The sequence below is a fragment of the Neisseria sp. HMSC061B04 genome, from assembly GCF_001836705.1.
Taxonomy (GTDB): domain Bacteria; phylum Pseudomonadota; class Gammaproteobacteria; order Burkholderiales; family Neisseriaceae; genus Neisseria.
Genome location: NZ_KV830178.1, coordinates 32419 through 57907 on the forward strand (window position 1 = coordinate 32419; position 25489 = coordinate 57907).

General features: G+C 47.2%; 19 protein-coding genes. 15 read left to right on the forward strand and 4 right to left on the reverse strand.

Annotation, left to right across the window (positions count from 1 at the left end; genetic code table 11):
• Positions 1-548 precede the first annotated feature (548 nt).
• The 10 genes from HMPREF2661_RS02495 (at position 549) to clpP (ending at position 12846) form a co-directional block, all read left to right on the forward strand.
• Positions 549-2459 carry an alpha-amylase family protein gene (locus tag HMPREF2661_RS02495; RefSeq protein ID WP_049349784.1) on the forward strand — a complete coding sequence of 637 codons (1911 nt, stop codon included), beginning with the start codon at positions 549-551 and terminating at the stop codon, positions 2457-2459.
• Positions 2460-2614: 155 nt separating this feature from the next.
• A complete protein-coding gene (locus tag HMPREF2661_RS02500) occupies positions 2615-3439 on the forward strand; it encodes an amino acid ABC transporter substrate-binding protein (RefSeq protein ID WP_049323223.1) in 825 nt (274 codons plus the stop codon).
• On the forward strand, positions 3429-4145 hold the full coding sequence (locus HMPREF2661_RS02505; protein WP_049323221.1) for an amino acid ABC transporter permease: 717 nt from the start codon (positions 3429-3431) through the stop codon (positions 4143-4145). The genes HMPREF2661_RS02500 and HMPREF2661_RS02505 overlap by 11 nt, the downstream gene beginning before the upstream one ends.
• A 9-nt stretch (positions 4146-4154) precedes the next feature.
• Positions 4155-4916, forward strand: a complete 762-nt coding sequence (locus HMPREF2661_RS02510) for an amino acid ABC transporter ATP-binding protein (RefSeq protein ID WP_036490792.1) — start codon at positions 4155-4157, stop codon at positions 4914-4916.
• 176 nt (positions 4917-5092) lie between these two features.
• A complete protein-coding gene (locus tag HMPREF2661_RS02515) occupies positions 5093-7012 on the forward strand; it encodes an ATP-binding cassette domain-containing protein (protein ID WP_049359069.1) in 1920 nt (639 codons plus the stop codon).
• Between the two features lie 47 nt (positions 7013-7059).
• The gene (locus tag HMPREF2661_RS02520) at positions 7060-7413 is read left to right on the forward strand and encodes a hypothetical protein (protein WP_049323219.1); all 354 of its coding nucleotides are present in this window, start codon (positions 7060-7062) and stop codon (positions 7411-7413) included.
• A gap of 36 nt (positions 7414-7449) precedes the next feature.
• Entirely contained in the window at positions 7450-8001 is a 552-nt protein-coding gene (locus HMPREF2661_RS02525; RefSeq protein ID WP_049323218.1) for a hypothetical protein, read from the forward strand.
• A gap of 188 nt (positions 8002-8189) precedes the next feature.
• Positions 8190-10634: a DNA translocase FtsK gene (locus HMPREF2661_RS02530; protein WP_070822261.1), complete on the forward strand. Its 2445-nt coding sequence runs from the start codon at positions 8190-8192 to the stop codon at positions 10632-10634.
• A 191-nt stretch (positions 10635-10825) separates the two neighbouring features.
• On the forward strand, positions 10826-12136 hold the full coding sequence (gene tig / locus HMPREF2661_RS02535) for a trigger factor (RefSeq protein WP_070822262.1): 1311 nt from the start codon (positions 10826-10828) through the stop codon (positions 12134-12136).
• Between the two features lie 89 nt (positions 12137-12225).
• Entirely contained in the window at positions 12226-12846 is a 621-nt protein-coding gene (gene clpP, locus HMPREF2661_RS02540) for an ATP-dependent Clp endopeptidase proteolytic subunit ClpP (RefSeq protein WP_003683589.1), read from the forward strand.
• 65 nt (positions 12847-12911) lie between these two features.
• Here clpP and HMPREF2661_RS02545 read toward each other — a convergent pair whose 3' ends face one another.
• The gene (locus HMPREF2661_RS02545; protein ID WP_049323214.1) at positions 12912-14897 is read right to left on the reverse strand and encodes a site-specific recombinase; all 1986 of its coding nucleotides are present in this window, start codon (positions 14895-14897) and stop codon (positions 12912-12914) included.
• Between the two features lie 226 nt (positions 14898-15123).
• Entirely contained in the window at positions 15124-17697 is a 2574-nt protein-coding gene (gene clpB / locus HMPREF2661_RS02550; RefSeq protein ID WP_070822263.1) for an ATP-dependent chaperone ClpB, read from the reverse strand.
• 259 nt (positions 17698-17956) lie between these two features.
• Here clpB and trpS point away from each other — a divergent pair, with 259 nt between their 5' ends.
• The 3 genes from trpS to tpx all read left to right on the forward strand — a co-directional run bounded on the left by trpS (position 17957) and on the right by tpx (position 20129).
• On the forward strand, positions 17957-18967 hold the full coding sequence (gene trpS / locus HMPREF2661_RS02555) for a tryptophan--tRNA ligase (RefSeq protein WP_004520609.1): 1011 nt from the start codon (positions 17957-17959) through the stop codon (positions 18965-18967).
• A gap of 84 nt (positions 18968-19051) precedes the next feature.
• Positions 19052-19591, forward strand: coding sequence for a hypothetical protein (locus tag HMPREF2661_RS02560; protein WP_070822264.1), 540 nt, complete (start codon positions 19052-19054; stop codon positions 19589-19591).
• Positions 19592-19634: 43 nt separating this feature from the next.
• Positions 19635-20129, forward strand: a complete 495-nt coding sequence (gene tpx / locus HMPREF2661_RS02565; protein WP_049323208.1) for a thiol peroxidase — start codon at positions 19635-19637, stop codon at positions 20127-20129.
• Between the two features lie 103 nt (positions 20130-20232).
• Here the strand turns inward: tpx and ftsH are convergent, their stop codons facing one another.
• Both ftsH and rlmE read right to left on the reverse strand, forming a co-directional pair.
• Entirely contained in the window at positions 20233-22194 is a 1962-nt protein-coding gene (ftsH, locus tag HMPREF2661_RS02570) for an ATP-dependent zinc metalloprotease FtsH (RefSeq protein WP_049323207.1), read from the reverse strand.
• Between the two features lie 70 nt (positions 22195-22264).
• Positions 22265-22885 carry a 23S rRNA (uridine(2552)-2'-O)-methyltransferase RlmE gene (rlmE, locus tag HMPREF2661_RS02575; RefSeq protein ID WP_049323206.1) on the reverse strand — a complete coding sequence of 207 codons (621 nt, stop codon included), beginning with the start codon at positions 22883-22885 and terminating at the stop codon, positions 22265-22267.
• Between the two features lie 112 nt (positions 22886-22997).
• Between rlmE and yhbY the strand changes: the two genes are divergently transcribed.
• Both yhbY and HMPREF2661_RS02585 read left to right on the forward strand, forming a co-directional pair.
• Entirely contained in the window at positions 22998-23285 is a 288-nt protein-coding gene (yhbY, locus tag HMPREF2661_RS02580; protein WP_049323205.1) for a ribosome assembly RNA-binding protein YhbY, read from the forward strand.
• A gap of 219 nt (positions 23286-23504) precedes the next feature.
• Positions 23505-24932, forward strand: a complete 1428-nt coding sequence (locus HMPREF2661_RS02585) for a tetratricopeptide repeat protein (protein WP_049323204.1) — start codon at positions 23505-23507, stop codon at positions 24930-24932.
• Positions 24933-25489: the final 557 nt, after the last annotated feature.

Genomic DNA, 25489 nt, shown 5'->3' on the forward strand with positions numbered 1-25489 from the left:
ATCAGACAGAGGGCTTTCCCTTATTAACTTGATAATCTACATAATAACCACTATCAATAAGATAAATCATGGATTCATTCAATAATAAACAAGTATCTTCTTGAGTTTCTTCTTTGCAATAAGATACCCTGCCAACCATACAATCTTGATTTACATCAGAAGTCATGAAAATAATCGATATTTTCCAAATTTCGAGAAGACAGATGACCCTCTATGCCGTGCTTATGTTTCAGACGGCCATATGAGAACAAAGGATATCTAAGGCAATAAAAATAAAAGTTTTTCTTAAAAGTTCAGGCCGTCTGAAACATGACTGCGGCAAAAGGCCATATTCTTTTTATTCAACCTTACTTTCAATCAAAATCAAACACTTGAAAAATCCTGTTCAATAACCTTGAAAACCCTATGCACACTCAAGCACTTCCAGTATCATTGAGTCAGTTCTTGACGCAAAATTACAGTCTTGGCCGCCCACAATCGGCATGGATTTGCAAAAGAAGTGAAACCAAGCTTCAAAACAATTTCACCTTAATTTCGGAGTAGGCATTATGTTGACCCAGACTCAACAGGTTGATTTGACCTTGCATCATCTTAAAGAACGCACCCTATCGATATACACTCCCGAACAGCGTGCAAGCATCGAGGCATCTGAAGACTGGAAACAGTTTGACAGACGGCTTGAAGAACACTTTCCAAAACTGATGCACGAGCTGGACAACGTCTACAACAACAACGAAGCCGTCCTCCCCATGCTGGAGCAACTGATTGCCCAAGCATGGCAAAGCTATTCCCAACGCAACTCATCTTTAAAAGATATCGATATCGCGCGCGAAAACGATCCTGACTGGATTTTGTCCAACAAACAGGTTGGCGGCGCGTGCTATGTCGATTTGTTTGCAGGCGATCTGCAAGGCTTGAAAGCCAAAATCCCTTATTTCCAAGAGTTGGGCCTGACCTATCTGCACCTGATGCCCCTGTTTAAATGCCCTGAAGGCAAAAGCGACGGTGGCTATGCAGTCAGCAGCTACCGCGATGTCAATCCGGCACTGGGTACAATAGATGACTTGCGCGATGTTATTGCCGCGCTGCACGAAGCAGGCATTTCCGCCGTTGTCGATTTCATCTTCAATCACACTTCTAACGAACACGAATGGGCAAAAGGTTGCGCCGCCGGTGATCCGCTCTACGACAACTTCTACTACATCTTCCCTGACCGCTGGATGCCCGACCAATACGACCGCACCCTGCGTGAAATCTTCCCCGACCAACATCCGGGCGGCTTCTCCCAACTGGAAGACGGACGCTGGGTATGGACAACGTTCAATTCCTTCCAATGGGACTTGAATTACAGCAACCCATGGGTATTCCGCGCTATGGCAGGCGAAATGATGTTCCTTGCCAACTTGGGCGTTGATATTCTGCGCATGGATGCCGTTGCCTTTATTTGGAAACAAATGGGCACAAGCTGCGAAAACCTGCCACAGGCACACGCTCTGATTCGTGCATTTAACTCTGTGATGCGTATTGCCGCCCCGGCCGTATTCTTCAAATCCGAAGCCATCGTCCACCCTGACCAAGTTGTCCAATACATCAGCCAAGACGAATGCCAAATCGGCTACAACCCATTGCAAATGGCATTGTTGTGGAACACCCTTGCCACGCGCGAAGTCAACCTGCTCCATCAAGCACTGACCTACCGCCACAACCTGCCCGACCACACTGCATGGGTCAACTACGTCCGCAGCCATGACGACATCGGCTGGACATTTGCCGATGAGGACGCATGGCAGTTCGGCATCCACGGCTACGACCACCGACAATTCCTCAACCGCTTCTTCGTCAACCATTTTGACGGCAGCTTCGCGCGCGGTGTACCGTTCCAATACAACCCCAACACTGGCGACTGCCGTGTCAGCGGTACAGCCGCAGCATTGGTTGGTTTGGCTCAAAATGACCCGTACGCCGTTGACCGCATCAAACTTTTGTACAGTATCGCCCTGAGTACCGGCGGTCTGCCGCTAATTTACTTGGGTGACGAAGTGGGTACGCTCAATGATGACGACTGGTCGCAAGACAGCAATAAGAGCGACGACAGCCGCTGGGCACACCGTCCTCGTTATAATGAAGAGTTGTACAACCAACGCCATGACAGCTCGACCACTGCCGGTCAAATCTTCCAAGGTTTGCGCCATATGATTGCCATCCGCCAAAGCAATCCGCGCTTTGACGGCGGCAAGTTGGTTACCTTCAATACCAACAATAAACACATCATCGGCTATATGCGCAACAACGCGCTATTGGCATTCGGCAACTTCAGCGAACATCCGCAAACCATCAGTGCGCATACGCTGCAAGCGATGCCGTTTAAAGCGCACGATTTGATCAGCGGTCAAACCGTTTCCCTGAATCAGGACTTGGTATTGCAACCCTATCAAGTCATGTGGCTTGAAATTGCATAAGCCGAAATTTTGATACACCACTCAAGGCCGTCTGAACAAATCAGCGTTCAGACGGCCTTTTAAGAAACTAAGATGTATTTTGTATTTTGGGCAGTTTCGCTTAGAATGCATGCTTTAATACCAGATGACACACTAAAAATCAGGAGTAAAAATCCATGTTGAAAAAATTCGTACTCGGCACCATCGCTGCAGTAGTTTTGGCTGCTTGCGGTGGCGAAGGCAGCAATTCAGCTTCTTCTGCACCGGCCCAATCCGGCGCAGCCTCCGGCTCACTGATTGAGCGTATCAACAACAAAGGTACCATCACTGTCGGTACGGAAGGCACTTACGCACCCTTCACCTACCATGATAAAGACGGCAAATTGACCGGCTACGATGTCGAAGTTACCCGCGCCGTTGCCGACAAACTGGGCGTAAAAGTCGAATTTAAAGAAACACAATGGGACTCCATGATGGCGGGTTTGAAAGCCGGCCGTTTCGACGTGGTTGCCAACCAAGTCGGCCTGACCAGCCCTGAACGTCAAGCAACTTTTGACAAATCCGAGCCTTACAGCTGGAGCGGTGCTGTATTAGTTGCGCGCAAAGACAGCAACATCAAATCCATCGACGACATCAAAGGCGTGAAAACCGCACAATCCCTGACCAGCAACTATGGCGAAAAAGCCAAAGCTGCAGGCGCAGAACTCGTACCGGTAGACGGCTTGGCTCAATCCCTGACCTTGATTGAACAAAAACGTGCCGATGCAACCCTGAACGACGAATTGGCGGTATTGGACTATCTGAAGAAAAATCCGAACGCCGGTGTAAAAATCGTTTGGTCTGCCCCGGCTGATGAAAAAGTCGGCTCCGGCTTGATTGTCAATAAAGGCAACGATGAAGCATTGGCTAAATTCAGCACAGCCATGAACGAACTGAAAGCCGACGGCACGCTGAAAAAACTGGGCGAACAATTCTTCGGAAAAGACATCAGTGTTAAATAATTTCCTTGCCTCTCTGCCGTTTATGACGGAAACACGCGCTGATATGCTCATCAGCGCGTTTTGGCCCATGGTCAAAGCCGGCTTCGCAGTGTCTTTGCCTTTGGCGATCGCTTCTTTCGTTATCGGCATGATTATTGCCGTAGCCGTTGCTTTGGTGCGAATCATGCCCTCCGGCGGTATTTTCCAAAAATGCTTGCTGAAGCTGGTGGAATTTTATATTTCGGTCATTCGCGGTACGCCGCTTTTGGTGCAGTTGGTCATCGTATTCTACGGTTTACCTTCCGTCGGCATCTATATCGACCCGATTCCTGCCGCCATCATCGGCTTTTCGCTCAATGTCGGCGCATACGCTTCCGAAACCATACGCGCGGCAATCTTGTCCGTACCTAAAGGCCAATGGGAAGCCGGTTTCTCCATCGGTATGACCTATATGCAGACGTTCCGCCGCATTATCGCGCCACAGGCATTCCGCGTTGCCGTACCGCCTTTGAGCAACGAGTTTATCGGCTTGTTCAAAAATACCTCGCTTGCCGCCGTAGTGACGGTAACAGAGCTTTTCCGTGTTGCCCAAGAGACAGCAAACCGTACTTATGACTTTTTGCCCGTTTATATCGAAGCCGCTTTGGTTTATTGGTGTTTCTGCAAAGTGCTGTTTTTGATTCAGGCGCGCTTGGAAAAACGCTTTGACCGATATGTCGCCAAATAAGGAGTTGTCATGATTAAAATCCGCAATATCCATAAGACCTTTGGCGAAAATACCATTTTGCGCGGCATCGATTTGGATGTCGGCAAAGGACAAGTGGTCGTTATCCTAGGCCCTTCCGGCTCGGGCAAAACCACTTTTTTACGCTGTTTAAACGCTTTGGAAATGCCTGAACAAGGTCAGATCGAGTTTGACAACGCGCAGCCGTTAAGCATCGATTTTTCCAAAAAACCAAGCAAACACGATATTTTGGCACTGCGCCGCAAATCCGGCATGGTGTTCCAACAATACAACCTCTTTCCGCATAAAACTGCGTTGGAAAACGTCATGGAAGGACCGGTTGCCGTACAAGGCAAGCCTGTCGCCCAAGCGCGTGAAGAGGCTGTCAAATTGCTTAAAAAAGTCGGTTTGGGCGACAAGATCGACCTCTATCCCTACCAACTTTCCGGCGGTCAACAGCAGCGCGTCGGTATTGCCCGAGCATTGGCGATTCAGCCTGAACTGATGCTGTTTGACGAACCGACTTCCGCGCTCGATCCTGAATTGGTGCAAGATGTTTTGGATACCATGAAGGAATTGGCACAAGAAGGCTGGACCATGGTTGTCGTTACGCATGAAATCAAATTTGCCTTGGAAGTGGCAACCACCGTCGTCGTGATGGACGGCGGCGTTATTGTCGAACAAGGCAGCCCGCAAGATTTGTTCAATCATCCCAAACATGAGCGGACACAAAAATTCCTGCGCCAGATCCGTGCGGACAATGCCGACCTTTAAATTTAATTGAAACGACAGAAAATTTGAAAGCATTTCCGACTGTCATTTCATAAAGGCCGTCTGAATAAGTGAAATAGAAATCGCTGATTTCATTTTCATACTTGTTCAGACGGCCTTTTATATGTCTTTTCAGGTAAAATAACGCCTTTCGTTTTACTTATCCCCTACCCGCCATCATGATAGAAATCAAAAAACTCACCCTGCAACGCGGTTTGAAAGTCCTGCTCGACAAAGCCGATGCCGTAATCAACCCCGGCCAACGCGTTGGTTTAATCGGTAAAAACGGTACGGGAAAATCCAGCCTGTTTGCGCTGATAAAAGGTGAAATCACTCAAGATGGCGGCGAAATTCTGATTCCCAAAACATGGCGCCTGGCTTCCGTCTCTCAAGAAACGCCCGATTTAGATATCTCCGCTTTAGACTACGTTTTGCAAGGCGATGCCGAATTGCAGGCTTTTCAGACGGCCTTAGCCCAAGCAGAAGCGCAAAACGACGGCATGAAACAAGCCGAATATCACGCCAAACTTGAAGAAATCGATGCCTATACCGCTCCGGCACGCGCTGCCAAACTGCTTAACGGCTTGGGTTTTGCACAAGAAGAACATATCCGCCCCGTCAAATCCTTCTCCGGCGGCTGGCGTATGCGTCTCAACCTTGCCCAAGCACTGATTTGCCGTGCCGATTTGCTGCTTTTGGACGAACCGACCAACCACTTGGATTTAGAAACCGTATTGTGGCTGGAAAACCATCTCGCCTCCCTGCCCTGTACGCAAATCATCATTTCCCATGACCGCGACTTCTTAAATGCCACTACAACACAAACCATCGAACTGTCGCAACAAAAACTGACCCAATACGGCGGCAATTACGATTTCTACCAAGCGGAGCGTGCCCAACGTCTGGCGCAACAACAAGCCGCCTACGTCAAACAGCAGGCGCAAATCAAACATCTGCAATCCTTTATCGACCGTTTCAAAGCCAAAGCCACAAAGGCCGTACAAGCCCAAAGCCGCATGAAGGCATTAGCCAAGCTCGAGCGCATCGCTCCTGCGCATTTGGATAGCGAATTTTCCTTTGAGTTTGCCAATCCGACCCACCTACCCAATCCATTATTGAAACTCGACCATGCCGACTTAGGTTATGGCGACAATACCGTTTTGCACGATATCACCTTGTCTTTGGAAAGCGGCGCACGTTACGGCCTGTTGGGCGTTAACGGTAGCGGTAAATCCACATTTATCAAAGCATTGGCAGGAAAAATCGATTTACTTTCCGGCAGCATCGTACGCTCTGAAAAGCTTAATATCGGCTATTTTGCCCAACACCAACTGGACACATTGCGCGCAGACCAAAGTCCGGTTTGGCATATCCAGCAGCTTTCGCCCGAAGTCCGAGAACAGGAAATCCGCAACTTTTTAGGCGGTTTCAACTTTGTCGGCGATATGGCGGTTCAAAAGACCGAGCCGTTCTCCGGAGGGGAAAAAGCGCGGCTCGCCCTTGCCATGATTATCTGGCAAAAACCTAATCTGCTGCTGCTTGACGAACCGACCAACCACCTAGACTTGGATATGCGCCACGCCCTAACACTTGCCCTGCAAAGTTTCCAAGGCGCATTGATTGTCGTTTCGCATGACCGCAGCCTGCTTGAAGCGACTACCGACAGCTTCCTCCTTATCGACAAAGGCCGTCTGAACAACTTCGACGGCGATTTAAACGACTACCGTCAATGGCGGTTGGCACAAGAAAACGCCGCAGCGGCCCCCGCCGCATCTGCACAAAGCCAAAGTCGCAAAGACACCAAGCGCATAGAAGCACAAATCCGTCAGGAAAAAGCCAAACGCAGCAAACCGATTCAGCAGAAGATCGACAAAGCCGAAAAAGAAATCGCACGATTGACTGATATTCAGACGGCCTGTGAAGCATTTTTGGCACAAGAATCTGCTTATTCAGAAGAAAATAAACCCAAATTGCAAGAGACACTCGCACAATTAACAGAAACTAAAGTAAAATTAACGCAACTGGAAGAAAACTGGCTGCAATGGCAGGAAGAGCTTGAGCAAATCCAAGTTGATGTCGAAGCCGAGTTTTCCCAATAAAAATAGAGCCATCAGGCCGTCTGAAATAAAACACAATACGGAAAAACATGACTTCAACCATCAAACAAGCCGGATACTTCCTCGTATCCTCTTTCGTCTTGGGCATTTCTCTTCACGCAGCCGCCGCAGTTTATTCCTGCGGCAACGGCAGCTATACTTCCGAACCCAAATCCTCCTGCGCACAGGCCGAATTGCCTAAAATCAGCGGCCATCAAGGCAGCGGTTACCACCTCAACATCCGCAGCCTCAATGCCTCTGATGAACGCGCAAGTGCAAAGCCTAAGAAAAAGGCACGCGCGGAAAAATCCGATAAACAAGAGAAAAAAGCCGACAAACCGAGCAAAAACAAAAACGGTGCAAAAGCTAAGAAACAGCAGCCCATGCCGTCTGAACAAGAATAAAATGCTCAACTGCAACGAATCAGCCCTACCTAAATCATGAAAAAATATCTACTTACCCTATCCCTGCTGCCGCTTGCCGTTTTCAATAGCCAAGCCCACGCCGCAAAAATCTACACCTGTGAAGTCAACGGCTCGATTGTCTATACCTCGCGTCCAAGCGGCAACTGCCAAGCCGTTAACGATTTGCCGATTGTCGGTAAATACAGCAGCAGCCGATACGATGCCCCGGTCAGCGATGCGCCTACACTCAACGCGCCGACATCACAAACGGCTCCGGCAAAAAGCAAAAACACAGTGGCAAAATCCAACCATAAGGCAACGCCCAAACCTGCCCCTGTCCGCACCGCTTCTGAAACAGCTCCTCCTCCGGTTCCCAAGTCCTCCGGCGTCAACAGCCGCCGCTCTATTTTAGAAACCGAGTTATCCAATGAACGCGCGGCTTTGGCCGATGCCAAAAAGCAACTGAGCCAAGCGCGGACAGCCAAAGGTGGCAGCGTCAATCAACAGGCCATCAGTACGCTGCAAGGTGCGGTTCTGGATAGAGAGAAAAACATTCAAGCCCTACAACGCGAACTGGGCAGAATGTAAGTCCAAATCAATCAAAACATCAGGCCGTCTGAATAGGTGGAAACGAAATCCAAAATTTTCGTCACGCCAAACAGACGGCCTGAATCCCATAATGATTACGCCCGTTTCAATTTCTTGTGCCTAGTAAATACGGTATAATTTGCTCTTTACGCACATTACCTCCGGTCTTTTCAGACGGCCTTTATCTCATGACTGCAAAATCTTCTAAAACCCAAACAAAAAAACGCGTCTCTACCAAACCGGCAGCCAAACCGACCACACGCAAATCCACCAAAGCACAAACTCAAGCCGACAATAAGGTCTCCCAACGCCTGAAAGCCGCCAAAGAGCTGCAAAGAAATGAAGAAAAAAAAGCGCGTCCCGAGCATGTCGTCAACTTAATTAATGATGCTTTATGGCTGTTTGGCTTGGTTATCACCATTTATCTGGCCATTTCCCTGGCCAGCTTCAGCATGGACGACCCTGCATGGTCGCGCAGCGTTCCCAAAAGCAACGATGTTGCCAACCTCGGCGGCCTCTTTGGCTCCTATCTTTCCGATGTCGGATATTATTTGTTCGGCCTATCGTTTTGGTGGTGGATAGCCGCCTCTTGCGTTTTCCTCTACAAAAATTTCCGCCCCATGAAAAAGCAGGAAAACCATAAACCTTACAATCACGGCGTAGCCGCTTTGGCATTATTCCTCCTGCTGGTGTGCAGCCCGATTATCGAACATTTCCTGTTTGACAACGCATTGAGCGAATCCCTTCCCGTTGGTGCAGGCGGCTTAGTCGGCTTGTTAGCGGGTTCAGGCTTGGCTTGGCTGTTGGGTAAGTCGGGCAGCCTGTTGATTATGCTGGTGATGTTGCTGTTGTCCATTTCCCTGCTGGCTCAGGTGTCATGGTTGGAAGTCATGGCCAAATCCGGCAGCCATATGGGCGGCCTGTTTGGCAGCTTGATGAAAAAACTGTCTCAATTCCAAAATAAAAAAGAAGATGTCCATACCGAAGCTTTGGAAACCCAAAATACGCGCCGCATGGTTAAAGAAGCCAAAACCATTACCGCTACTCCGGTTGCTCCGTTGGCAGGCAGCAGCAGCAACCGTAAAACCGTTGCCGTATCTGTTGCGCCGCCTCCTAAAATCCAAACTTCCCTGTTTGACGATACTGAACCTAAAAGCAACGGCGAATACCACAAACCCAACATGAACTTGTTGCGTATGCCGTCTGAAGAACCGGTTGCCGTCAATCCGGATGAATTGCAACAGACCGCAGAATTGATCGAAGCCAAGCTGGCTGAATTTGGCATCGGCGTACAGGTTGTTTCCGCCACTTCCGGCCCTGTGATTACCCGCTACGAAATCGAACCGGCACAAGGTGTCAAAGGCAGCCAAATTGTCGCCTTGTCCAAAGATTTGGCGCGCTCGATGTCTCTGCAAGCCGTACGCATTGTCGAGACCATTGCCGGTAAAAACACCATGGGCATTGAATTACCCAATGAGAAACGCCAAGACGTGATGTTGAGTGAAATCCTCTCTTCGCCCGTGTTTACCGATGCCAAGTCCAAACTGACCGTTGCTTTGGGTAAAGATATTGCAGGTACGCCCGTTGTCGGCGACTTGGCAAAAATGCCTCATCTTTTGGTCGCAGGTATGACCGGATCGGGTAAATCCGTCGGCGTGAACGGCATGATTATGTCCATGCTCTTCAAAGCCTCGCCCGACGAAGTCCGCTTCATTATGATTGACCCGAAAATGCTGGAATTGAGCATTTACGACGGCATCCCGCACCTGCTCTGCCCGGTTGTGACCGATATGCGCGAGGCTGGACAAGCGTTGAACTGGTGTGTTGCCGAAATGGAAAAACGCTATCGCCTGCTTTCCCATGCCGGCGTGCGCAATCTGGACGGCTTCAACCAAAAAGTCGAGCAGGCCAAAGCAGCAGGCAAACCATTACTCAATCCGTTCAGCCTGAATCCCGATGATCCCGAACCTCTGGAAAAACTGCCGTTGATTGTGGTCGTTATCGACGAGTTGGCTGACTTGATGATGACAGAACGCAAATCCGTTGAGCAGCAAATCGCACGCCTTGCCCAAAAAGCGCGTGCTGCAGGCATTCACATGATTGTCGCCACCCAACGCCCGAGTGTCGACGTGGTTACCGGCCTGATTAAAGCCAACATTCCGACACGCATGGCCTTTACCGTACAAAGCAAAATCGACAGCCGCACCATTCTTGACCAAATGGGTGCAGACGAATTGCTCAAATACGGCGACTCATTATTCCTGCAACCGGGCAGCGCAGAACCGACACGCCTGCAAGGTGCGTTTGTTTCCGATGATGAAGTGCATCAGGTCGTCAATTTCGTCAAAGAACAGGCTCCGACCAATTATGTGGAAGGTCTGCTCAGTGGCGAAGCAGCCATCGAAACCACCAATATTGTCAATCCGAACGCAAACAGCGATGAGTTATTCGATCAAGCCGTTGCCTTCGTATTGGAAAGCCGGAAAACTTCCATTTCCGCACTGCAACGCCAATTACGCATCGGCTACAACCGCGCCGCCAATTTAGTAGATGCGCTTGAAAATGCCGGTGTGCTTTCTCCGGCAGACATCAACGGCAGCCGACGGATTCTGGCGCAAAAAGACCAGCTGTAAAAACAACAATATCGAAACGCAAAGGCCGTCTGAAAAGAATTTCCCACTTTTCAGACGGCCTTTTTATGTTATTCGTGAAACATTGTGTTATACTAAGCAGCTAAATTTTGACCTTATGCACGCTTCCGAAATTCTTCGGGATACTGAGCAGAAGGATAACCGTTTAAACACAACAAATTTAAGGGCTTACGATGAGCGTAACTGTTGAAACTTTAGAAAATCTGGAACGCAAAGTAGTATTGTCTCTGCCTTGGTCCAAAATCAACGCAGAAACTGAGAAAAAACTGAAACAAACCCAACGCCGCGCAAAAATTGACGGCTTCCGTCCGGGTAAAGCACCGTTCAAAATGATTGCCCAAATGTACGGTGCAAGCGCACAAAACGACGTTATCAACGAATTGGTACAACGCGAATTCTACGATGTTGCCGTTGCCCAAGAATTGAAAGTTGCCGGTTACCCACGCTTTGAAGGCGTTGAAGAACAAGACGATCAAGAGTCTTTCAAAGTTGCCGCTATTTTTGAAGTCTTCCCTGAAGTAACTATTGGTGACCTGTCTGCCCAAGAAGTAGAAAAAGTTACTGCGACTGTTGGCGATGCCGAAGTTGACCAAACTGTAGAAATCCTACGTAAACAACGCACCCGCTTCAACCATGTTGACCGCGAAGCTCAAAACGGCGACCGCGTCATCATTGACTTTGAAGGCAAAATCGACGGCGAGCCTTTCGCTGGCGGCGCGTCTAAAAACTACGCTTTCGTATTGGGTGCAGGTCAAATGCTGCCTGAATTCGAAGCCGGTGTTGTCGGTATGAAAGCCGGTGAAAGCAAAGATGTTACCGTAAACTTCCCTGAAGACTACCACGGTAAAGATGTTGCCGGTAAATCTGCCGTATTCACCATCACGTTGAACAACGTTTCTGAAGCTACTTTGCCTGAAGTTGACGCTGACTTTGCTAAAGCTCTGGGTATTGAAGACGGCGACGTTGCCAAAATGCGTGAAGAAGTGAAGAAAAACGTTGGCCGCGAAGTTGAGCGCCGCATCGGTGAACAAACCAAAGAATCTGTAATGAACGCCCTGCTCAAAGCAGCCGATTTGCAAGTTCCTGTTGCTTTGGTCAACGAAGAAGCTGCTCGCTTAGCAAACGAAATGAAACAAAACTTCGTTAACCAAGGTATGGCTGACGCTGCCAACTTGGATCTGCCTTTGGATATGTTCAAAGAACAAGCAGAACGCCGCGTTTCTTTGGGTCTGATTTTGGCTAAACTGGTTGAAGAAAACAAACTTGAGCCAACTGAAGACCAAATCAAAGCCGTTGTTGCTAACTTCGCTGAAAGCTACGAAGATCCTCAAGAAGTTATCGACTGGTACTACGCAGAGCCTTCCCGCCTGCAAGGCCCGACTTCTTTGGCAGTAGAAAGCAACGTTGTTGATTTCGTTCTGAGCAAAGCTAAAGTAACTGAAAAAGCGCTGTCTTTTGACGAAGTAATGGGCGCACAAGCTTAATTGCTCCAAGGCCGTCTGAAACAGACAATCAAAAGCACCGAAGCGCTTTAAATGCTTTGGTGCTTTTCCATCATTAACAGGAGACAAAAATGTCCTTCGATTTCAATAATTACCTTGTCCCTACCGTTATCGAACAAAGCGGTCGCGGCGAGCGCGCATTCGACATCTACTCACGCCTTTTGAAAGAGCGCATCGTTTTCTTGATCGGCCCGGTGACAGACGAATCTGCCAATCTGGTTGTTGCGCAATTACTGTTCTTGGAAAGCGAAAACCCAGATAAAGATATCTTCTTCTATATCAACTCTCCAGGCGGTTCAGTTACTGCCGGTATGTCGATTTACGATACCATGAACTTCATCAAGCCTCATGTTTCTACTTTATGCTTGGGCCAAGCGGCAAGTATGGGCGCATTCCTGTTGTCCGCAGGCGAAAAAGGCAAACGCTTTGCCCTGCCAAACAGCCGCATCATGATTCACCAACCGCTCATCAGCGGCGGCTTGGCCGGTCAGGCTTCCGATATTGAAATTCACGCTAAAGAGCTGCTGAAAATCAAAGAGAAACTGAACCGCTTGCTCGCTAAACATTGTGATCGCGATTTGGCCGACTTGGAACGCGATACCGACCGCGACAATTATATGTCTGCCGATGAAGCTAAAGAATATGGTTTGATTGACCAAGTTTTGGAAAACCGCGCCTCTCTGCAAGCCTAATCTTTATAGTTTTTAAATCAAAAGGCCGTCTGAAAAGTATATATTCAGACGGCCTTTCTTCAATCTTACTTCGTGTTTTCTTTGTTATTCACTTGAACCGGATACAGTAAAATCAAAGGATTGGCTTTCACTTGACTCCAGAAGCTTTTCAGCAAATTACGCATACTGCCCAAACGCGTGCCGCGAGAACGGAGTGCAACGGCCAAAGCTAAAGAAAAGCTGACCACCAGATTCACCATGCCGATTGCCAATACACTTGCCAAGCCAAGCATAAAAGTGAATATATCTGCATGACCGCTAATCGCAGCATAACCCAAATTTGCCGAAGAAAACGCCACATGTCGAATATCCAGCGGCAAGCCGAAAAGATGGCCAAAATAGCCTGTCATGCCTAAAAGCATACCGAAAATAAAATTACCCATAAGCGAACCATAATGCTTATGAATATAAGCGGCCAACCGGCGGCGCGGCTCCGGAGGCATGATTTTTCGTAAAAACGGATTAAACGGCAGGCGCTGACGCAGGTTCAGATAATCGGAACGGTTGTCAAAAAAGCCGGCAATAATACCCGAACAAAACAACCATACGCCGGCAATAGCGGCATACCATAAGGTCGGCTGGGTAAAAATCTCAATGGATTTGAACTGATAGGCCGTAACTGCCTCATTCAGCAAAGGCTGACCATGCGTATGGGCATAGCCAAAAGCAATCCCTGCCGCCAACAATACCGCAATCGATACATTGCCAAACACGGCGACACTTTGCGAACGGCACACGTCAATCAGCAGTTTAGCCAATTTATTGTCCACCGCTTTGCTGCCTTCATTCGAGTCCACCTGTTCGGCAAAGCTCGCTGCCGTCATAGCAGGCTGTTTGGTTGCAACAGTGCAATGCAGCATATGAATCAACATAAAGCCCAAACCATAATTGAGCCCGGCTAAGAATGCAGTAGTAAATTCGCCGAACCCCAAAGACGCAATATGGATTTTATTCAATGCCATCAAAGCAATAATTACGCCGCCGCCTGCTGCGGAATAAAACATTTTGAAATATTCGCTACGGTTGCGCGTAATGTAATGCTCACCATGATGACTTTTGTTTTCCGTAATACTGCGTGCCAGCATTCGGATACTGCTTTTACGCAAGTGGCCGGTGCTGTATTGCTCCACCGCCGCATAAATCATCGCATTCATTAGATTGACGGTTAATCGGGTGCGGCTGGTTTCGATTTGAATATTGGTCAACAATTTCAGGCGGTCTATGGTTTGTTGCAGGCGTTCGAGCAAGTGTGCAACTTTTACTGACGAACCAGACCCGGCTCCCGTACCACGACGGCGCAAATAGTCAATTTGCTTTTCACACTGGTCAAACATAACCTCCAGGTGCGCCGTGTCATAAGTTTCTTCACTATGGCGATAGTGTTCCACCATCTTCGCAACTTCGCGCTGTAAAGCGACAAATGCAGAATCCGCTTCCAACAAACGGGGGGCAATCCGTATTAAATCCGGCTCAATCGCTTCGGAAGCAATCCAGATGGACAACATTTCTACCGCACGCAAACGTGCATCTGTCAATTGTCGGCTGGCCGTCTGAAGCAAAGCGGGATCCGCCTTGGCCAACAACAATTCATACATACCCAGCCATTGTCGCAAACTCAGTGTTTGCAACCATTTATCATCGTTTTCAGAATGAAAAAGATATAAAAACACTTCGCGCAAGTTGGAAAAATCTTTATAAGACGGACTGAACCGCTCATAAATCCGTATGCCCATTTCCCGGGTAAAACTATGGCGAGAGAAAATACCCAGCTTAATCAGCGCAGGATAAATGTGAACTTTAGACAGCCAAGTATAAAAGCGCAGGCTGAATTGACGGCATAAAGCATCGTCTTGTTTTAACGTAGATAAAATCAAATCAAAACGTTCGGAAGCCTGTTTTTTGCCTCCTCGGCGCAGAAATTTGATTAAGGCGTTGAGGATAAGAACAAAGTCGGTATCGTTTAAGCGCTCCGACAAAATAATGTGAAGATTTTGATTAGTCAGTTTTTGCATTGTAGTATTATTACATTAAATCAGATATTTAGCAAGAACCTTGGTAAACAAGTTAAATTATATCGCATTCTTTATCAAACTAAGGCATAAGATTTTGATCAATTTCCCTAAAATTCAAAGAATAATCAGATTACATAACAATTATATAATATGAATCAATAATCAAGAAAGGCCGTCTGAATTTTTCAGACGGCCTTTTACAACAACATACTACATTGTTTTAACTTTATGCAAACAAGAGTTTACCACCCTCTTCTTTAACATGGATTGTGCTATCGGGCGCATATTTGCCTTCAAGCAAGGCTTTTGCCAGCGGGTTTTCGATTTCCGACTGGATGGCGCGTTTGAGCGGACGGGCACCATACACAGGGTCGAAACCGGCTTTGGCAATCAGATCCAAGGCAGCATCATCGACTTTCAGATGCAGATGTTGCGCTTCCAAACGTTTTTCCAAACCTTTAAGCTGGATTTTCGCAATGCTGCGGATATTGGCCTGATCCAAACCGTGGAATACGACGACTTCGTCAATACGGTTGATCATTTCAGGACGGAAATGTTCTTTCACATCCTCCATCACGACTTCTTTTACTGCTTCGTAGTCCTGAGTACCCATTTGTTGGATATGTTGGCTACCGATATTGGAAGTCATGACGATAACAGTATTTTTAAAGTCCACTGTACGACCTTGTCCGTCGGTCAAACGGCCGTCATCCAAAACTTGCAGCAAGATGTTGAACACGTCTGGATGAGCTTTTTCCACTTCGTCCAACAGAATCACGCTGTACGGTTTGCGGCGGACTTGTTCGGTCAGGTAGCCGCCTTCTTCGTAGCCGACATAGCCCGGAGGCGCGCCGATCAGGCGGGCAACGGCGTGTTTTTCCATGTATTCGGACATGTCGATACGAATCAGATGATCTTCGCTGTCAAACAAGAAGCCTGCCAAGGCTTTGCACAACTCGGTTTTACCCACGCCGGTCGGACCTAAGAACAAGAAGCTGCCGTAGGGTTTGTTCGGATCGGCAAGGCCGGAGCGGCTGCGGCGGATGGCATCGGACACGGCGCGCACGGCTTCGTCCTGTCCGACCACGCGGCGGTGCAATACTTCTTCCATTTTCAGCAGCTTGTCACGTTCGCCTTCCATCATTTTGGACACAGGGATGCCGGTCATGCGCGATACGATTTCGGCTACTTCGTCTGCGCCGACTTCGGTACGGAAGAGTTTGTTTTGTTTTTTGCCCTCAGGATTGCTTTCTGCTGCTTGCAACTGTGCACCCAATTTCGGCAACTCACCGTATTCGAGTTCGGACGCGCGGGCGAAATCGCCTTGACGTTTGGCCTGCTCGATTTTGACTTTGATGTCGTCCATCTGTTTCTTGATGTCGGCGGTGCTGGAAGACGCGGCTTTTTCGGCTTTCCAGATTTCGTCCAAATCAGCGTATTCTTTTTGCAAGCCGTCGATTTCTTCGTCTATCAGTTCCAAACGTTTTTTGCTGGCCTCGTCGCTTTCTTTAGCAACGTGCATTTTTTCCATTTTGAGCTGGATGATGCGGCGGTCGAGTTTATCCATCTGCTCGGGTTTGCTGTCCAACTCCATTTTGATACGGCTGGCAGCTTCGTCAATCAAATCAATCGCCTTATCAGGCAGGAAGCGGTCGGTGATGTAGCGGTCGCTCAACTCCGCTGCGGCAACGATAGCAGGGTCAGTAATATCGATGCCGTGGTGGATTTCGTAACGCTCTTGCAAACCACGCAAGATGGCGATGGTGTCTTCCACGCTGGGCTCGCCGACCAATACTTTTTGGAAGCGGCGTTCGAGTGCTGCGTCTTTTTCGATGTATTGGCGGTATTCGTCCAAAGTAGTCGCGCCGATGCAGTGCAATTCGCCGCGCGCTAAAGCCGGTTTCAGCATATTGCCCGCGTCCATCGCGCCGTCGGTTTTGCCCGCACCGACCAAAGTATGGATTTCGTCGATGAAAATCAGGGTGTTGCCGTCGTCTTTCGCCAAATCGTTCAACACGCCTTTCAAGCGTTCTTCAAATTCGCCACGGTATTTTGCGCCGGCAATCAATGCTGCCAAATCCAAAACCAGTAGGCGTTTGTTGCGCAGGGATTCGGGCACTTCGCCGTTAACAATACGCTGCGCCAAGCCTTCAACGATGGCGGTTTTACCCACACCCGGCTCACCAATCAGCACAGGGTTGTTTTTGGTACGGCGTTGCAATACCTGAATCGCACGGCGGATTTCATCATCACGACCGATAACAGGATCGAGCTTGCCGTCTCGGGCGCGTTGAGTCAGGTCGAGTGTGTATTTTTTCAAAGCATCGCGTTGGTCTTCAGCATTCGCATCGTTCACGTTTTGTCCTCCTCGTACCGCATCGATCGCGGCATTGATATTTTGTTCGGTCGCACCGGCTTCTTTCAAAATTTTGCCGGTTGCATCATTCTGCTGAACCAAAGCCAGCAGGAAAAGTTCGCTGGCGATATAGGCATCGCCACGTTTGGTTGCCGCTTTGTCCATCAAGTTCAATACAGCTTGCAGCTCACGGCTAGGCATAATATCGCCACCTTGACCGGATACTTTTGGCAAGCTGCTCAAATGTTGCTGCAAACGTTGTTTCACTTGAGGCACATTCACACCTGCATGAGCCAGCAACGCAGCAGCACCACTGTTTTGATCGTCAAGCAACGCTTTTAAGATAAAGCCGGCCTCGAGATAGCTGCTGTCCGCAGCCAAAGCCAGGCTTTGACCTTCTTGCAGAGCTTGCTGAAATTTAGCAGTCAATTTATCAAATCTCATTTTACGTTCCTCTACAAATATATTTCTGTTGAAGCCTATATAGGCGCAAATGTGGATAACTCAAGAGTTATTTTTTCATTAAATAGTAAATTTTATTTATGTTATTGTTTTATATTGATTTATTTTTATGATTTTATGTGTATAACTTTTCTTTTCCATTTACCCCATACGTAAAAGGCCGTCTGAAAAATCAAGAATAATCAGGTATAATCGGCACCATATTTATTTTCAGACGGCCTTTATGCCGAAGGATACTTTCATGAGCAAAAAACGAGTTTTAACAGGCGTTACCACAACAGGTATTCCACACTTGGGCAACTATGTCGGTGCCATCCGCCCGGCTATTCGCGCGGCGCAAGATTCCAATACCGAATCATTCCTCTTTTTGGCCGACTATCACGGCATCATCAAATGTCATGAGCCGGAAATGATTCATCAATCTACTCAAGCTGTTGCCGCCACATGGCTCGCCTGCGGGCTCAATCCGGAACAGACCACTTTCTACCGTCAAAGCGATATTCCCGAAGTCATGGAGTTGAACTGGATTCTGACCTGTATTACTGCAAAGGGTCTGATGAACCGCGCACACGCTTACAAAGCCGCAGTACAGGCAAATACCGAAAACGGTCAGGAAGATCCGGATCATGGCGTGGAAATGGGCCTATACAGCTACCCCATCCTCATGACTGCTGACATCCTTATGTTCAATGCCCATGAAGTACCTGTCGGTCGCGACCAAATCCAACACGTCGAAATGGCGCGCGATATTGCCGGACGCTTCAACCATCGCTTCCAAGAGCTCTTTACCCTGCCCGAAGTGAAGATTGATGAAAATGTCGAACTCTTGGTCGGCTTGGACGGACGTAAAATGTCCAAATCCTACGGCAATACCATTCCGCTTTGGGAAAACGACAAGAAAACCCAAAAATCGGTTAACAAAATCATCACCAACATGAAAGAGCCCGGTGAACCAAAACAGCCTGATGAAAGTCCTCTGTTTGAAATCTACAAAGCCTTCTCCACGCCTTCTGAAACTGCCGAGTTCACACAAATGCTGGCCGAAGGCCTTGCTTGGGGCGAAGCCAAGAAACTCTTGGGTGCAAAAATCAATGCCGAGCTCGCAGAACCGCGTGAGCGTTACAATGAGTTGACAGCCAAACCCTCTCAAATTGAAGATATTTTGCAGGCCGGCGCACAAAAAGCGCGTAAAGAAGCACGCGAATTATTGGATAAAGTCCGCGATGCAGTAGGTATTCGTCCGTTGAAATAATAATAGTAAGGCCGTCTGAAAATTTCAGACGGCCATAATATCGTTTATTATTTGAAATATAATCATTTTTCTAGGGTTTCTCATATGAAAAAAACCTTTCCTCTTATCTTGCTCAGCCTTTCATTGGTTGCCTGCGGCGGCAAGTCTGAAGATACTGCCGCCAATGATGCTGCTTCAGGCAAAGCGCCTAAACCTACCTTCAAAGTCAAATACATCGATGAACAAGCCATAGCCGGTTTGGATTTAGGTACAGCTCAAGAAGGCGAAACTAAAGAAGGTAAAAAACAACGCACCTATCCGATTAACGGCATAGAGGGCGGCGTTATCAATCTGATTGGCAAGCACCCTAACGACTTAGAAGTCATCAGCGGCCAATGCATGGAAAAAAATGAAAAAGGCGTTTCAGCCGGATGGTCAGCCAACGGCGTTTGCCACACTGCCTTTGCAAAAATGGTGGACAATATTGCCCAAGACGGCAGCAAACTGACCGACTATCTGATTTCACACGCTGCTTTACAGCCTTATACCGAAGGCAAAAGCGGTTATGCCGCCGTCCAAAACGGCCGCTATATTTTAGAACTTGACAGCGAAGGCATGTTCTATTTCCGTCGCCGTCATTACTAAAATCCTGCCCATCCTATTTTACCCCTGACACAAGGACTGAATCATGGCTCAAGTTACTTTCCAAGGCTCTCCTATTTCCACAAACGGCAATTTGCCTGCCATCGGCCAAGTTGCACCTGATTTCACATTGGTAGCAGCAGACCTATCTGAGAAATCATTGGCTGACTTTGCAGGCAAACGCAAAGTGCTGAATATTTTCCCTAGCATTGACACCGGCGTATGTGCCCAGTCCGTCCGCACTTTCAACAAACGTGCCTCGTCTTTGGACAATACCGTCGTCTTGTGCATTTCTGCTGATTTACCGTTTGCACAAGCCCGCTTCTGTGGCTCAGAAGGTTTGGAAAACGTAGTAACACTTTCTACATTCCGCAGCAGCTTTTCTAACGATTACGGTGTTACACTGACAGAAAGCCCATTACGCGGCCTAACTGCCCGTGCAGTGGTGGTTTTGAATGAGCAAAACCAAGTTCTCCACGCTGAGTTGGTTTCTGAAATTGCGAATGAACCTGACTACGAAGCTGCTTTGGCCGTTTTGTAATTAACCAAATAAAATCAGGCCGTCTGAAAATTTTCAGACGGCCTTTAGCTTATCCTCAAAATAAAAACGGCAGCTTAAAAGCTACCGTTTTCTGTTTCAAACCTTATACAGATTTATCTGTTTTTTCTGCTTCTACTGATTCAGCAGTCTGAACCTCATGTTGCTCAACAGGTTCAGCAGCTTCAGCAACAGGCGCTTCAGGCTCTTCTACTTTGTCATCACGGACATTGTGGCTGTAATCTTTAGGCGGACTAGGCTGTTTACCGGCCATAATTTCCAAAACTTGGTCTCGATCGATGGTTTCCCAATCCATCAGTGCTTTGCACATGGTTTCCATCTTATCGCGATTTTCATCCAAGATTTTGTAAGCCACTTGATATTGCTCATCCAAAATACGGCGGATTTCCGCATCGATATCTTGTTGGGTTTTCTCGGAAATATTTTGAGAACGAGTCACGCTGCGACCCAAGAATACTTCACCTTCATTCTCAGCATAAACCATCACCCCCATTTTATCGCTCATACCATAACGCGTTACCATCTCGCGTGCCATTTGAGTTGCACGCTCAAAGTCGTTAGAGGCACCGGTAGAGATACGGCCAACAAAAATATCTTCAGCAATACGGCCGCCGAACAAAATTGAGATCTGACTCAACATTTGGTCTTTGTACATGCTGATGCGGTCACGCTCAGGCAGTTGCCAAGTTAAACCTAAGGCACGGCCGCGAGGCATAATGGTTACCTTGTGAACCGGATCGGTAAACGGAAGGCTTTCCGCTACGATTGCATGGCCTGCCTCATGATAGGCTGTCGCACGTTTTTCATCTTCATGCATCACCATGCTGCGGCGTTCAGGACCCATGTAGATTTTGTCTTTCGCATCTTCAAAGTCGCTTTGATCGACTTTAACTTTATTGCGACGACCGGCAAACAAAGCAGCTTCATTGACCAAGTTTGCCAAATCCGCACCTGAAAAACCAGGTGTACCACGAGCCAAAGAAGTCAAATCTACAGATGCATCCAAAGGCACTTTTTTAGCGTGAACTTTCAAGATTTGCTCACGGCCACGAATATCAGGCAACGGAACAACGACTTGACGGTCAAAACGGCCCGGACGCTGCAACGCAGGGTCAAGTACATCAGGACGGTTGGTTGCTGCAATCACAATAACGGTTTGATTACTTTCAAAACCATCCATTTCAACCAATAATTGGTTTAATGTTTGCTCACGCTCATCATTGCCACCGCCCAAACCGGCACCGCGCTGACGGCCGACCGCATCAATTTCATCGATAAAGATGATACATGGCGCGTTTTTCTTGGCCTGCTCGAACATATCGCGGACACGGCTCGCACCGACACCGACAAACATTTCTACAAAATCAGAACCTGAAATACTGAAGAATGGCACCCCTGCCTCACCGGCAATCGCTTTGGCCAGCAAAGTTTTACCCGTACCGGGGCTGCCTGCCAACAAAATACCGCGCGGCACACGACCACCTAAGCTTTGATAACGATTGGGGGCTTTTAAATAATCTACGATTTCTTGTACTTCTTCTTTTGCCTCATCACAACCGGCAACATCGGCAAAAGTCACTTTATTGGAATCTTTATCCAACAAACGCGCACGGCTTTTACCAAAAGAGAAGGCACCGCCTTTACCGCCACCACCGCTTTGCATGCGCATGAAGTAGAACCATGCACCAATCAACAACAAAACAGGCAGCAGGCTGTAAAACAGACTGGCCAGCATGCTTGGTTTTTCTTCCGGAGTTACTTTGACGCGTACTTTGTTGTCCAACAGTGTTTTAACCAAGTTGTCATCCAAAGGCGCATTGGTATAGAAGGCAGTTTTATCGGTGCGCTCACCTTTAATCAGATAGCCGCTGACAACAGATCCTTCAATATTGACATTGGATACTTCGCCACTATTAACTTGCTGAATAAATTGAGAATATTCGATTTGCTGTTTATCTTCCTGCTTATCGCTGAGTGCATTGAATGCTGCTAAAAGCATAGCACCACCCACTACCCAGACTAATATGTTTTTAATGGTATTCCCCACTGAACAGGCTCCATGGTTACAAAATAAATAAAATCAAGGGAAAGAATTTTAAAGCACCCACCCTACATTGTCAGCGTTTATTTTTGCCTAATAGGTAAATCTCACTGGAACGATTGCGGGAAGCATCCGGCTTTCGAGTTTGCACACTGGCAAAAATTTCGCGCATTGCCGCCGTATATTCCTGATAGCCCGCGCCTTGAAACACCTTCACTAAAAAACTGCCTCCGGGTTTCAAATGCTGAGAGGCAAAATCCAAAGCCAGTTCACACAGGTAAAAACTGCGTGCCTGGTCTGTTACGGCATTGCCTGACATATTGGGTGCCATATCACAGATTACAAGGTCTAACGGGCGATTATCCAATAAGGCTTCAAACTGCTCCAAAACAGCATCTTCTCGAAAATCACCCTGAATAAACGACACACCATCAATCGCATCCATCGGTAAAATATCCAAAGCAAACACCGCCCCTGTTTTACCGACCAGCTTGGCCGCCACCTGCGACCAACTACCCGGCGCACTACCCAAATCCGCCAAGACCGTACCCGGCTTGATCAATTTATCTTTCTGATTGATTTCTAATAATTTATAAGCCGCTCGGGCACGATATCCATCCTTCTGTGCCATATGGACATAATGATCGTTGACATGCTCATGCAGCCATGCTTTTGAAGATTTTGAGCGTACAGCCATCTTGGTTTGAAATGCTTAAGTTAAAAACCAGTATTGTACGTTATTTCCCCCGTAAATGTTCTAAATCGCGTACAATATAGCCATTATTCTTTTTAATTGGATACTTATCAAAATGAGCGACAACAAACTAAGCACCAAAGAAATTTTGGCCTTGAAAGCCCAAGCACACCACCTCCATCCTGTTGTTATGGTTGGCCAACAAGGTTTGACTGACTCTGTCATTAAAGAAACCGACGCCGCATTGACAGCACACGAATTGATTAAAGTCCGCGTTTTTGGCGATGACCGTGCAGAACGTATTGAAATTTGCAATGCCCTGTGTGAGACACTGGGTGCCCAACTGGTTCAACACATTGGTAAATTACTTGTTTTATGGCGTAAAAAACCGGACGAAGAGTAATTCAAACTGAACAAACAGCAGAAGTATTTTCTCAACCCACTTTATTCCACCTTCTGTTGTATTTATGCAGCATAAAGCAATTTATTCCATCATTCTAAGTATAAAAATACAAATACGGTTGCCTGTTTTTGTAAATAACCCCAAAATTACAAAATCATAACGGCCGCACCCTGTCGGCCGATTATTTTATCCTTGAATCCTTCATAAACATAAAAAACGATGAATGCTCAACAATATGAAGAATCTTTTCTTCTGGCAAAAAAATTAATTACTCAAGACCCGCCTGACTTTGCGCAAGCTATTCCATTGCTCTGCGAGGCCGCAGAGGCAGGACATATCGAGGCTGCATTTCAGCTGGCAGGATGCCTGTTCGAAAACCACGAAAACGAACAAGATTTGGCAATTGCAGTTGAATATTTAAAACAAGCGGCAAGAGCCGGTCATCCCTATGCCCGCTACAATCTTCTCCAATTACAAGAAAATAACGGCGCAGAAGTAGAAACGCTTATTTCAGCCTATCAAGAACTTGCCGAAGAAGGCTTGGTCCCGGCCCAGCTACGCCTGATGCGTTTATATGCAGATAGCGGCAATGAACAACAAGCAGTCAAATGGGCATTGAAAGCTGCCGAGCAACAAAACCCTCAGGCGCAATATTTCTTAGCCCAACACTACCAATACTCAAGCACCCCCGATTTAGAATATTCCCATACACTCTACCAGCAATCTGCCGCACAGGGATTTATTGCAGCACACTGGCAACTTGGTCTTCAATATAAATTGGGCCAAGGTGTCGCACAAAATCCTGAAAAAGCAATCGAACATTTACGCATTGCCGCCAATTACGACATTGTTCCGGCGCAAACTTCTCTTGCAGAACTCTTGTCGGCATCAAACCCTGCCGAGGCATTAGAATGGTTTGAAAAAGCGGCAGAACAAGGAGACAGCAATGCGCATGTAGCGCTTGCCGAAATCTATCTTTTAGGAAAAAACACCGAGCGAGACCCTCAAAAGGCCTATCAACACGCCAAGTCTGCTGCGGATCAAAATGATCCGGAAGGCTTGCGCCTTTTGGGAGATATCCATCGCTACGGATTGGGACGAGCAGTTGATGCAGACACCGCCCGTCAGTATTATCAACGCGCAGCCGACTTAGGTAATCTTGTCGCTTACCAAAAACTTCTATCTGACAGCGCGTTGAATAACCAGCAAAACTATGAGTTGACCAAAGAAATCGCCCTCCAACGTCAAGAAGCTGAACGTCTGTACAAGCTGGCATTTGCAGCGCACTATGGCCTAAAACGCCAACAAAATTATGCCGAAGCACTGGAGCTATACCTTCAGTCTGCAGAACGAGGACACAGCAAATCACAAACCAATCTTGGCATGATGTATTACAGCGGACAAGGCGTACCTGTCGATTATGCCCAAGCGGCGAAATGGTTTGAAGCGGCAGCCAAACAAAGGGATACAATGGCTCAATATAATCTTGCCTGTCTGTATTACCACGGCCTGGGTGTAGAGAAAGACATCAATAACGCATGTTTTTGGCTGCAAGAAGCCATCCAACATGGACATGAGCAGCAAGATGTTCTCAAAGAGCTTTTAGCTCAATGGAAGCAATTTGCTCAAAAATCCTCTGCAGTTTAAAGGCCGTCTGAAATTCTCAGACTACTAGATAAATGACATGCCCAGCTATTCAACTAGCCTGTGCATGTCATTTTTTTAATTTTCCCATCCTCAATCATCGTCTTCTTAGAATTTCACTCTTTCTTAACCTCTTTCAAAATCTTCAGACGGCCCATTCGCTTGTAAAAAATAACACAGTCTGAATTTTCTTTTCCAAACTCAAAGTCTAAATTTTATTTTCGATTTTAGACAAATTTTGAAAATTAATTTTCGTATCCGAATTTATTCATCTAAACAACAGGGACTTTTACCGTGTCTGTTTAATGTTCCAATTTTAAAACCATCATAACGGCACTCTCAAAAAACCATCAATTCAACCTCTACCCTCCTATTAATATCAACAGCGCAATTTGCCAGTTTGCCCAATTACTGATAGCATTTGCAGGTTAGCCAGTTTGCAAAAAATTTTAATTTTTCAGAATTTTCATTGCTTAATATAACGTATTGAAAATATTTAAATAATTAAAATTTTTTCGAATTTGACTCTTGGAATTTTCGTTTATAAGCCGTATTTGTTC

Excerpts from the sequence above, each read along its gene's own strand:
- HMPREF2661_RS02495 (WP_049349784.1), top strand. The coding sequence starts at position 549 with ATGTTGACCCAGACTCAACAGGTTGATTTGACCTTGCATCATCTTAAA.
- HMPREF2661_RS02500 (WP_049323223.1), top strand. The coding sequence starts at position 2,615 with ATGTTGAAAAAATTCGTACTCGGCACCATCGCTGCAGTAGTTTTGGCT.
- HMPREF2661_RS02510 (WP_036490792.1), top strand. The coding sequence starts at position 4,155 with ATGATTAAAATCCGCAATATCCATAAGACCTTTGGCGAAAATACCATT.
- HMPREF2661_RS02515 (WP_049359069.1), top strand. The coding sequence starts at position 5,093 with ATGATAGAAATCAAAAAACTCACCCTGCAACGCGGTTTGAAAGTCCTG.
- HMPREF2661_RS02520 (WP_049323219.1), top strand. The coding sequence starts at position 7,060 with ATGACTTCAACCATCAAACAAGCCGGATACTTCCTCGTATCCTCTTTC.
- HMPREF2661_RS02525 (WP_049323218.1), top strand. The coding sequence starts at position 7,450 with ATGAAAAAATATCTACTTACCCTATCCCTGCTGCCGCTTGCCGTTTTC.
- HMPREF2661_RS02530 (WP_070822261.1), top strand. The coding sequence starts at position 8,190 with ATGACTGCAAAATCTTCTAAAACCCAAACAAAAAAACGCGTCTCTACC.
- tig (WP_070822262.1), top strand. The coding sequence starts at position 10,826 with ATGAGCGTAACTGTTGAAACTTTAGAAAATCTGGAACGCAAAGTAGTA.
- clpP (WP_003683589.1), top strand. The coding sequence starts at position 12,226 with ATGTCCTTCGATTTCAATAATTACCTTGTCCCTACCGTTATCGAACAA.
- HMPREF2661_RS02545 (WP_049323214.1), bottom strand. The coding sequence starts at position 14,897 with ATGCAAAAACTGACTAATCAAAATCTTCACATTATTTTGTCGGAGCGC.
- clpB (WP_070822263.1), bottom strand. The coding sequence starts at position 17,697 with ATGAGATTTGATAAATTGACTGCTAAATTTCAGCAAGCTCTGCAAGAA.
- trpS (WP_004520609.1), top strand. The coding sequence starts at position 17,957 with ATGAGCAAAAAACGAGTTTTAACAGGCGTTACCACAACAGGTATTCCA.
- HMPREF2661_RS02560 (WP_070822264.1), top strand. The coding sequence starts at position 19,052 with ATGAAAAAAACCTTTCCTCTTATCTTGCTCAGCCTTTCATTGGTTGCC.
- tpx (WP_049323208.1), top strand. The coding sequence starts at position 19,635 with ATGGCTCAAGTTACTTTCCAAGGCTCTCCTATTTCCACAAACGGCAAT.
- rlmE (WP_049323206.1), bottom strand. The coding sequence starts at position 22,885 with ATGGCTGTACGCTCAAAATCTTCAAAAGCATGGCTGCATGAGCATGTC.
- yhbY (WP_049323205.1), top strand. The coding sequence starts at position 22,998 with ATGAGCGACAACAAACTAAGCACCAAAGAAATTTTGGCCTTGAAAGCC.
- HMPREF2661_RS02585 (WP_049323204.1), top strand. The coding sequence starts at position 23,505 with ATGAATGCTCAACAATATGAAGAATCTTTTCTTCTGGCAAAAAAATTA.